Origin of the sequence: Pseudomonas sp. ICMP22404 (genome assembly GCF_006227205.1) — a bacterium.
In the GTDB taxonomy this organism is placed as follows: domain Bacteria; phylum Pseudomonadota; class Gammaproteobacteria; order Pseudomonadales; family Pseudomonadaceae; genus Aquipseudomonas.
Window position 1 is genome coordinate 132,072 of the sequence record NZ_VCNG01000017.1, and the last position, 9,787, is coordinate 141,858.

Here is a 9,787-nt window from a genome sequence, read left to right on the forward strand (position 1 = left end):
CATGCACGTCATCAACGATAGTGATGCCTACCCCAGCGAACGGGAGGCGGTACAACGCTTGGCACCTCAGCCTTGCACGATTCGCGACACCGGCCTGACGGACAGTTTCCTGGGCGAACTGGTGTGCAAGCATCTGCATGACGCCGGTGTGCTGGATATGCCGCGACTGGTGGAGCGCCTGGCGCTGACCGGCGCGGTGCTGGAAGAAGTCCTGGCGTTCTTGCGCAAGGACGGTCGTGTCGAGGTGCTGGGCCAGATCGGCCAGGCGAGTGTGCAGGCGTTGCGTTATGGCCTGACCGAACGCGGTCGCAGCTCTGCCCGGGACGCCTTGGCCCGCAGCGGTTATATCGGCGCGGCACCGTTCCCGGTGAGCACCTATCGTTCTCTGATCAAGATCCAGACCATTCACCACGGTCGTATTACCGCCAACGACATGCAGCAGGCCCTGTCGGGCATGGTGCTGAGCCAAGGCATGCTCGACCAGTTGGGCGTGGCCCTGAACTCCGGGCGGGCAATCATGATTTATGGCCCGGCAGGCACCGGCAAGACCTACGTCAGCAGTCGGTTGATCCGGCTGTTTGCCGAGGCCATCTGGGTGCCCCACGCCATTGTCATCAACGAGTCGGTGATCGAGATCTACGACCCGCAGGTGCATCAGCGCCTGGATGACAACAGCCAACCGAACAACCTGATGCTCAACGAAGGCATCGACCGCCGGCTGCTGTGCTGCAAGCGCCCCATCGTCATCACCGGTGGCGAGCTGAGCATGGAGCAGCTGGATGTCCGCTACGATCCGTTCACTCGTCAATACCAGGCCGCCTTGCAGCTCAAGGCCAGCAATGGCCTGTTCATCATCGACGACATGGGCCGCCAGCGCATGGCCCCGGCCGAGTTGCTCAACCGCTGGATCGTGCCCATGGAAGAGAAGCGTGACTTCATCAACCTGGGCGGTGGTCGGCATTGCGAACTGCCGTTCGATCTCGTGCTGGTGTTCTCCACCAACCTCAATCCCTTGGAGTTGGCCGACGAGGCGTTCCTGCGGCGCATTGGCTACAAGGTCCAGTTCGGTTACCTCAAGCCCGACGAATACGAACGCATCTGGCGCCAGGAGTGCGAGCGCTTGGGTGTCCCTTACGACCCGCTGTTGGTGCGTTATGTACTGCAGCGGCTGTATGCCGGCGAAGGCATGCCTCTGGTGCCTTGCCATCCGCGCGATTTATTGAACATGGCGCTCGACCGCCAGCGTTACCTGGGCGGTTCCGGACCCCTGATGCCGCAAGAGCTGGAATGGGCCTGGCACAACTACTTCGTTCAGCTCGACTTCCTTTGATTCGGAGATACCGACATGAGCTCTCGTACGCTTCCGCTGATTGGCGTTTCCCTGGTAATGGGCCTTGGCGCTGCATGGATGGCCGACTCCTGGTTGAGTGCGCGACTCAATGCGACCCCCGATGATCACCTGCGCAGCGTGGTGGTCGCCACCGTGGAAATTCCCTTCGGGCAAATGGTCGAGGCCCAGCAGGTCACCACTGTGCGCATGCCGATGGATACGATCCCGGACGATGCCTTCGACTCCAGTGAAAAGGCCGTGGGCAAGATCGCCACGTTCGACATCCTGCGCGGCGACATCGTGCGCGGTGCGCGTCTGAGCGAGCACTTGGGTGGCAGCACCCTGGCCTCGCTGATCGCTCCCGACAAGCGTGCCATCTCGGTCCGGGTAGACGATGTCGTGGGCGTCGGTGGGTTCCTGCTGCCGGGTAACCGGGTCGATGTGCTGGCGACCAAGACCACCAGCGCCGGCAGCAACAGCGCCACGTCCCGGACCATCCTGGAAAACCTGCGGGTGCTGGCGGTGGACCAGACGGCGGGCACCGACAAGACCCAACCGGTGGTGGTGCGGGCCGTGACGCTGGAAATGACAGCGGTCGAAGCGGAGGCGCTGGTCACCGCGCAAACCGAAGGCAAGCTGCAACTGGCCCTGCGCAACCCCCTGAACCTGGAGAAAAAAGCCGTGGCTGTCGCGCCGCCGGAGCCACCGGTCATGGCGGTAGCCGCCGCTCCGGTACCACGGCCCATCGTGCAACGCGTCAGGGTGCAGGACAGCTCAGAGGTGACGGTGATTCGTGGCATTGAAAGCAAGGTGATCAACCTTCGCTGAGTGGCGCGAAAACAGCCTGGTTCCCAGGCGATGGCGATCCTCAATGCAGTCAACGAGGGCGTGATGATGAATTCCGATATCGGACGGCGCCAGGGAGGGGCAGTGAGTGTATTGATGGTGATCGCCTTGGTGGCGATCACCATGATGGCAGCGTTGGCCCTGGACGGCGGCCACATGTTGCTCAACAAGACGCGTTTGCAGAGCGCAGTGGATGCCGCAGCCTTGAGCGGGGCCAAGACCCTGAGCCAGGTCACGGGCGGCCTCAACATGGCCAGCACGACCCGTGCGGCGGCCCTGGACACGCTGAACAAGAACGCCCAGGCCTTGGGCAACACGGAACTGGCCACCGCAGTCGCCGGCAATCCGGGGGCGTTTGCCGTGGTAGAGCTGGCCAGCAGCGTCTATGGCCCGTTCTCTTACCCCGGCCCTGCCGATGCCAAGTACGTGCGGGTGTCGGTATCGAGTTATCAACTGAACGGGTTTTTCTGGAGTTTCGTCCAGACCATGGGCAGTTCCGGCCTGGGCAGCAAGAGAGTGGCAGCCATTGCCACAGCAGGGCCCAGCCCTACCTCGCCTTGCGATCTGGCACCCTTGATGGTCTGCGGTGACCCTAGCCAATACAGTCCGGCTGGCGGCAACTTCTGGGGGTACCACTTTGGTGATCTGCAGGTCTTGAAGACGGCGGCGGGCAATTCGTCGCCCATCGGCCCCGGCAACTTCCAACTGCTCGATTTCGGTTCCGGCGGCAGTGCGGTGCGTGAGGACCTGGCTGGCGGCGGTTCGATCTGCAGAAGTGTCGGGGACAACGTCCAGACTTCGCCGGGCAACACCGCCGGCCCGACGTCTCAGGGCTTGAATACGCGCTTTGGTATCTACAACGGTCCCGTCAGCGCGTCGGACTATCCACCGGACCTGGTGACGACCTCCAGCTCCCCTGCGATGACCTATGACGATGCGCTCTCCCAGGCGCAATACAAGAACAAGCCTGTCACGTCTAACCATGGCGATCTTTCGGCGGGCGGCGAGGCAATACTGGATTACAACGACTGGCGAGCCAAAGTCGCCGCTTGCGTGGCGGGAGGGGCCAGTGGCTGCCAGAGCAACGGTGTCTTCGAGCGCCGGATGTTGAAGATCGTGGTTGGCAACTGCACCGGCAAGCAGGGCGGCTCCACCTCGATTCCGGTCTTGGGGTTCGGTTGCTATTTCGTCGTGCAACCGGTGAATGGTGGCGGTACGGATTCCCTGGTCTTCGGCCAGTTCGTCCAGGAATGTGAAGGCGATGGCGTGCCGGGCCCCACACCGTCCACCGATGCCGGCCCGCAGATCATCCAGCTCTACAAAACCTACCTCAACGGCAGTGGCAATCCGAGCACTGACTCGTAGGAGGCGTCATGGGACTTGTTCAATTCAAATCCTCACAGGCCCAGCAAGGCGTAGCGCTGGTGGAGTTCACCCTGGTGCTGCCCCTGGTGCTGATGTTGCTGCTGGCCTTCGGCGAGTTCGGTCGCATGCTTTACCAGTACAACGTGTTGTTGCAGGCCAGCCGTGACGCCGATCGATTCGTCGCCGGCCAGGCCTGGAATTCCACGTTGGGCGGTATCGCCCTGAGCAACACCTTGTTGACCCAGACGAAAAACGTCGCGGTGTATGGCGTGCCCGCCCAGGTCGGTAGTCCGGTTGTGTCCGGGTTGACCACGGCCAACGTGGCGGTCGCCGCGGTGGGCACCAACCATGTACGCGTCACCATCACCTACACGTTCTGCCCGGTGATTGGCGCGGGCAATTGCGCCGGGTCACTGCCGGGCTTCTTCGGCGCCGCCATGCCGCTGGGCATTCCGCTGGTCGCAACCACTGTGATGAGGGCGCTGTGATGAAGCCGATGAACCACAAACACATGCGCGGCACCTACATCGTCGAGTTTTCCTTCGTGGGCCTGCTGGTGTTCATCCTGCTGTTCGGTGTGGTGGAGATGGGCCGGTTGTACTTTACCGCCAATGCCCTGGATGAAGCCGCACGGCGCGGTGCGCGCCTGGCGGCGGTGTGCAACATCAGCGATCCGGTGGTGTTGCGCCGGGCCATTTTCAACGCCGCGACCGATGCAGGCACCAGCCAACTGATCACCAGCCTGGCCACCACGAACCTGGCGCTGACCTACCTGGACGTCAATGGCGCCGTGGTGGCGAACCCTGCCGACACGTCCAGCGCCACCGGCTTCCGGGCCATCCGCTACGTCCAGTTGAGCGTACAGAACTACGTGTTCAACCTGTTCATTCCCGGCTTGGGCGTGTCCATTACCTTGCCCGCCTTCAGGGCAACCTTGCCACGGGAAAGCCTTGGGCGCCATTCCGATTCCGGGGAGATCACACCATGCTGAATACCAGAGAAACGCCCGTTTCGAGCACCGTCGGCAAAGCCGGGCTGCGACTGCTGATCAGCAGCCGTGACGCCGCGTCCCTGCGCGACCTGCAATGTGTCTGCCAGCGCATGCCCTGCCTGGAAGTCAGTACGCGATTGGTGAGCAATGGGCATGTCGATCCCCTTTATGGCCTGGAGCGCATGCCCGACCTGCTGCTGTTGCGGGTCAGCCACCTGTGGCGCGAAGAGCTGGCGGCGTTGCTGCAACGTCCGGCCCATGAGCGTCCACCAATGCTGGTGTGTGGCCTGTTGGGCGATCAGGAAGCCATGCGCCTGGCCATGCAGGCCGGTGCCCGTGACGTGCTGCCCGAGCCCATCGCCGAGACCGAATTGGTCGCGGCGCTGAATCGCCTGGTGGCCGAGGTTCGCCTGGGCAATGGCGCCGAGGGCAAGCTGGTCGCCGTGATCGGCGCCAAGGGTGGCTCCGGCGGGACCCTGGTGGCCTGCAACCTGGCTCAACAACTGAGTGCCCGGGCGGGAAATACCCTGTTGCTGGATATGGACCTGCAGTTCGGCAGCGTGACCCATTACCTCGACGTCGCGCAATCCCACAGCCACCTGGAAGTGCTGCAGCAGATCGACGACCTGGACAGCATCGCGCTGCGCGGTTTCTGCAGTCACTTCAGTCCGACTCTGCATGTGCTGGGCGGGCGTGCCGGTGAGTTGTGCCTGCCCCAGGACGCCCAACCGGAACAGCTCGACACCCTCCTGCAACTGGCCCGCGCCAGCTACGACTGGGTGGTGGTGGACCTGCCGCGGCAGATCGATCATCTCACCGGCTCCGTGCTGGAGCAGGTGGACCGGGTGTACGTGGTGGTGCAACAGAGCGTCAGCCACCTGCGCGATGCCAGTGCCCTGGTGCGGATCCTGCGCGAAGACCTGGGTGTGCGCGGGGACCAGTTGCAGATCGTGGTCAACCGCTATGACAAGGCGGCCGCGATCAGTCTCAAGGACATCGGCGAGGCCCTGCGCTGCACGAACCTGTCCAAATTACCCAATGACTTCAACTTGGTCAGCCAGAGTCAGAACACTGGCGTGCCGTTGGGGCTGCACGCGCCGAGGGCGGCCATCACCGTCGCCCTGCGCGATTTGACCGAGGACCTGGTCGGTCACCAGATGAACACAGACAAAGGCCTGTTCAAACGCGCCTTCAACCGTTTTTTCGGGGGATGACCCATGATCAGCGATTTCCGCAACCGCTTGCGCAAACAGTCCGGTAAACCCGGTGCTTCAGTGGCCTCCCTGCAGGGCGATGGCTTGTCGGATTCGACGGAGGAACTGATGGCCTGGGAACAGGCCGTCCCGGACGTGCTCTATGAAACCCGCAGCCAGGTCACGCCGGTGGAAGCCGAGTGGCGGGAAAAGATCTACCAGCAATTACTCAAGGTCATGGACCTGTCCTTGCTCGATGCCCTCGAACAGGTCGAGGCCTCGCGGCAGATTCGCGATATCTGCCAGCGCCTGCTCGATGAACACTCGGCACCGGTGAGCACCGCCAGTCGTCAGTTGATCATCAAGCAGATCACCGACGAGGTACTGGGCCTCGGCCCGCTGGAGCCGTTGCTGGCCGACCACAGCGTGTCCGACATCCTGGTCAACGGTTTTGCCTCGGTCTACGTCGAGCGCTTCGGCAAGCTGCAACGAACCGACGTGCGCTTTCGTGACGACCAGCACCTGCTGAACATCATCGACCGCATCGTCTCCAGCCTGGGGCGGCGCATCGATGAGTCCTCGCCACTGGTGGACGCCCGGCTCAAGGATGGCTCGCGGGTCAACGCTATCATCCCGCCGCTGGCCATCGACGGTCCGAGCATGTCGATCCGGCGCTTCGCAGTGGACCTGCTCAACACCGACAGCCTGATCCAGGTGGGCACCATGACCCCGGCCATTGCCCTGTTGCTCAAGGCCATCGTACGCGGGCGCCTGAACGTGCTGATTTCCGGCGGGACCGGCAGCGGCAAGACCACCATGCTCAATGTGCTGTCCAGTTTCATTCCGCACAACGAACGCATCGTCACCATCGAGGATTCGGCCGAGCTGCAACTGCAGCAACCCCACGTGGTGCGCTTGGAAACCCGGCCTTCGAACATCGAAGGGCGCGGCGAGGTAAGCCAGCGGGAGCTGGTGCGCAACAGCCTGCGGATGCGTCCGGACCGGATTGTCATTGGCGAGGTGCGCGGTGCCGAGGCACTGGACATGCTCACGGCCATGAACACCGGTCACGATGGTTCCTTGACCACCATCCACGCCAACACCGCACGGGATGCCCTGGGGCGAATCGAGAACATGGTGTCGATGACCGGGGCGACTTTTCCGATCAAGGCCATGCGTCAACAAATTGCCTCGGCCATTGATGTGGTGATCCAACTGGAGCGTCAAGAAGATGGCAAACGACGGGTGGTAAGCATTCAGGAGATCAACGGCATGGAAGGGGAGGTCATCACCATGACCGAAATCTTCTGCTTTGCCCGCCAGGGCATCGGCGAGCACGGCGAGGTACTCGGTGAATATCGGCCCAGCGGCATGATCCCGGCCTTTCGCGATGTGTTGGCCAAGCGCGGTATCGAGTTGCCGCTGACCCTGTTCCGCCCTGAGTGGATGGAGGCCCGGACGTCATGAACAATATCCCTGCCGAATTTATCCTGATTTTCCTGGGCATGGTGTTCATCGCCGTTTTCCTCCTGTCCCAGGGCGTGGTGGTGCCGGTGTTCGGTGAGGCCGGCAAGATGCGCAAGCGCATTCGCGGGCGCCTGCATGTACTGGAGAAGGCCAACCACCTGCCCAATATGCAAACCGTATTGCGGCAGAAATACCTGACGCGCCTGTCGCCGCTGGAGGCTCGGCTCGAGCAGTTGCCCTTCATGGCCAACCTGACGCAACTGATCGAGCAGGCCGGCCATGAATACCGCGCCTATCGGGTGATGGTGCTCGGTCTGGTCCTGGGCGTGGCGGCCGCTGCCCTGGTGTTGATGGTTTCGCCAATCTGGTGGATGGCATTGCTAGCGGCCTTTGTGCTGTTCTGGGTGCCGGTGTTGAAAATAATGCGCGACCGCAGCAAGCGTTTCGCGGCGTTCGAGGAGGGTTTGCCGGATGCGCTGGACGCCATGTGCCGGGCCCTGCGCGCCGGTCACCCGTTCAACGAAACCCTGCGGTTGGTGGCCGATGAGCACAAAGGACCGGTGGCCCAGGAGTTCGGCATGACCTTCGCCGACATCAACTATGGCAATGATGTGCGCCGGGCCATGCTTGGTCTGTTGGAACGCATGCCCAGCATGACGGTGATGATGCTGGTGACCTCGATCCTCATCCACCGCGAAACCGGTGGCAACCTGACCGAGGTGCTGGAGCGCCTGAGCCGGTTGATCCGCGGGCGCTTCCGCTTCCAGCGCAAGATCAGGACCCTGTCGGCGGAAGGGCGCATGTCGGCCTGGGTGCTGGTGGCGATTCCTTTCGTGCTGGCGATTGCCATCGTGCTCACGAGCCCCAGCTACATGCCTGTGCTGATCAACGATCCCATAGGCCACAAGCTGATCATCGGTGCGTTCTGCGCCATGTTGATCGGGATTTTCTGGATACGGAAGATCATCCGGATCCAGGTTTGAACGCTGTCTTGCCGCGGGGTATCAGTCATGGATTTTTTGCTCGGGTTATTCAGTCGGCTTACCGGGAACGAAGAGCTGGCTCGCCTGCTGTTTGTCACTGCGATTGGGCTCAGTACAGTGCTGACGATGGCCGCCTTGCTGTTGTTGATGCTGGGGTTGCAGGACCCGGTCCAGCGGCGCCTGGCGCTGATCAAGCGCGGCTATTCGGGCAGCGCGGCGGGGCATGAGGCGCCCGGTAATCTGCAACTGCTGCTCGAACGGATCGGCCAGCGCTTTGCCTCGGCCGATCCGACCCAGACGTCCGCCACCCAGATCCTGCTGACGCACGCCGGTTACCGCTCCGCGTCGGCGGTGCAGATGTACTGGGCCGTGCGCCTGATGCTGCCGCTGCTGATGCTCGGCCTGGCGCTCTTGCTGCTGCCGCTGGTCAAGGTGCCCATGATCATTGGCCTGCTGGGGGTGATCCTGTTGGTGGGCATCGGCTGGCTGTTGCCGGCGCTCTACGTCGGTAAGCGCAAGCAGGCGCGCCAGGCCCGGCTGCGGGCCGCCTTTCCGGATGCGCTGGATCTGATGGTGGTGTGCGTCGAGTCGGGCCTGGCCCTGCCCACGACCATCGAGCGGGTGGCCGAGGAATTGGCGGTCAGCCAGGTTGAGTTGGCCGAAGAGCTGGCCCTGGTCAATGCGCAGATCCGCGCAGGCATCACCAGTACCGAGGCGCTCCGGCAACTGGCCATGCGCACCGGCCTGGAGGACATCCAGGGGCTGGTCAGCCTGTTGGCGCAGAGCATCCGCTTCGGTACCAGCGTGGCCGATACCCTGCGTATCTACGCTGATGAGTTCCGTGACCGGCGTACCCAGGCTGCCGAGGAAATGGGGGCGAAAATTGGCACCAAGCTGATCTTTCCGCTGATCTTCTGTCTGTGGCCGAGTTTCTTTCTGGTTGCGATTGGGCCGGCCATGATTGGGGTGTTCAGGGCGTTTGGGAATATGTAGCTGCGTGGGGCCGTTGTGGATCGAGTACATATCCATTTCTGCGGTAACGGCTGCTGGCGGTTCCGCTTTTACAGCGGGTCACTTTTGGAAGAGCGCCAAAAGTAACCAAAAACGCTTTGCCCCACCACTCGGCACCTCGCCTAGGCTCGGTGTGCCCTCACTCCGGCATTGCTCCGTGGGCCCGCCGCGAAGGGCCATTCGTGGCCCAGCGCGGCTAACCCGGCATCCATGCCGGGTTGCCCACTACGCAATACCTGCGTTCGGCCACCGTGGTTTAACGGGGCGCCCAAGATCAAAAGCAAAAGCAAAAGCGAGGCGGCCTTACAGCCGACCTATCTCTCTGGCCGAATCCCAATCCAATTGTGGGAGCGAGCCTGCTCGCGATAGCGGAGCGTCTGTCACGCAAGGGTTGAATATGCCGACGCCATCGCGAGCAGGCTCGCTCCCACAGAGGTTGGTGGTGGATGCAAAGGCTGCGTACACCCCGAATCCAGTATGGGAGCGGGCTTGAACTGGTCAAGTAATTCTGGACACCAGTTAAGGTTTCACGCCGCCAGTTTCTCCATAGCTACCGGCGACCGGTAATCGTTGTAGCTATGGAGCCTGACGTTGTTGTATC

The 9,787-nt window shown here is 62.5% G+C and carries 9 protein-coding genes; all 9 read left to right on the forward strand.

Annotated features, from left to right (window positions below; genetic code table 11):
* Position 1 precedes the first annotated feature (1 nt).
* The 9 genes from FGE05_RS24835 (at position 2) to FGE05_RS24875 (ending at position 9,168) form a co-directional block, all read left to right on the forward strand.
* A complete protein-coding gene (locus FGE05_RS24835) occupies positions 2–1,330 on the forward strand; it encodes an AAA family ATPase (protein ID WP_139649104.1) in 1,329 nt (442 codons plus the stop codon).
* Between the two features lie 15 nt (positions 1,331–1,345).
* Positions 1,346–2,158 carry a Flp pilus assembly protein CpaB gene (gene cpaB / locus FGE05_RS24840; RefSeq protein ID WP_139649106.1) on the forward strand — a complete coding sequence of 271 codons (813 nt, stop codon included), beginning with the start codon at positions 1,346–1,348 and terminating at the stop codon, positions 2,156–2,158.
* 63 nt (positions 2,159–2,221) lie between these two features.
* Entirely contained in the window at positions 2,222–3,541 is a 1,320-nt protein-coding gene (locus tag FGE05_RS24845; protein WP_139649107.1) for a TadE/TadG family type IV pilus assembly protein, read from the forward strand.
* Positions 3,542–3,549: 8 nt separating this feature from the next.
* Positions 3,550–4,029 (forward strand): TadE/TadG family type IV pilus assembly protein, encoded by a 480-nt coding sequence (locus FGE05_RS24850; protein ID WP_139649109.1) that lies wholly within the window; start codon positions 3,550–3,552, stop codon positions 4,027–4,029.
* 8 nt (positions 4,030–4,037) lie between these two features.
* Positions 4,038–4,532: a TadE family protein gene (locus FGE05_RS24855; RefSeq protein ID WP_139649111.1), complete on the forward strand. Its 495-nt coding sequence runs from the start codon at positions 4,038–4,040 to the stop codon at positions 4,530–4,532.
* Complete coding sequence (locus tag FGE05_RS24860; protein ID WP_139649113.1) at positions 4,526–5,746, forward strand: AAA family ATPase; 1,221 nt, start codon at positions 4,526–4,528, stop codon at positions 5,744–5,746. Before FGE05_RS24855 ends, FGE05_RS24860 begins: the two co-directional genes overlap by 7 nt.
* A gap of 3 nt (positions 5,747–5,749) precedes the next feature.
* A complete protein-coding gene (locus FGE05_RS24865) occupies positions 5,750–7,192 on the forward strand; it encodes a CpaF family protein (protein ID WP_139649115.1) in 1,443 nt (480 codons plus the stop codon).
* Positions 7,189–8,175 carry a type II secretion system F family protein gene (locus FGE05_RS24870; RefSeq protein ID WP_139649117.1) on the forward strand — a complete coding sequence of 329 codons (987 nt, stop codon included), beginning with the start codon at positions 7,189–7,191 and terminating at the stop codon, positions 8,173–8,175. Before FGE05_RS24865 ends, FGE05_RS24870 begins: the two co-directional genes overlap by 4 nt.
* Before the next feature lie 27 nt (positions 8,176–8,202).
* Positions 8,203–9,168, forward strand: a complete 966-nt coding sequence (locus FGE05_RS24875) for a type II secretion system F family protein (protein WP_139649119.1) — start codon at positions 8,203–8,205, stop codon at positions 9,166–9,168.
* Positions 9,169–9,787: the final 619 nt, after the last annotated feature.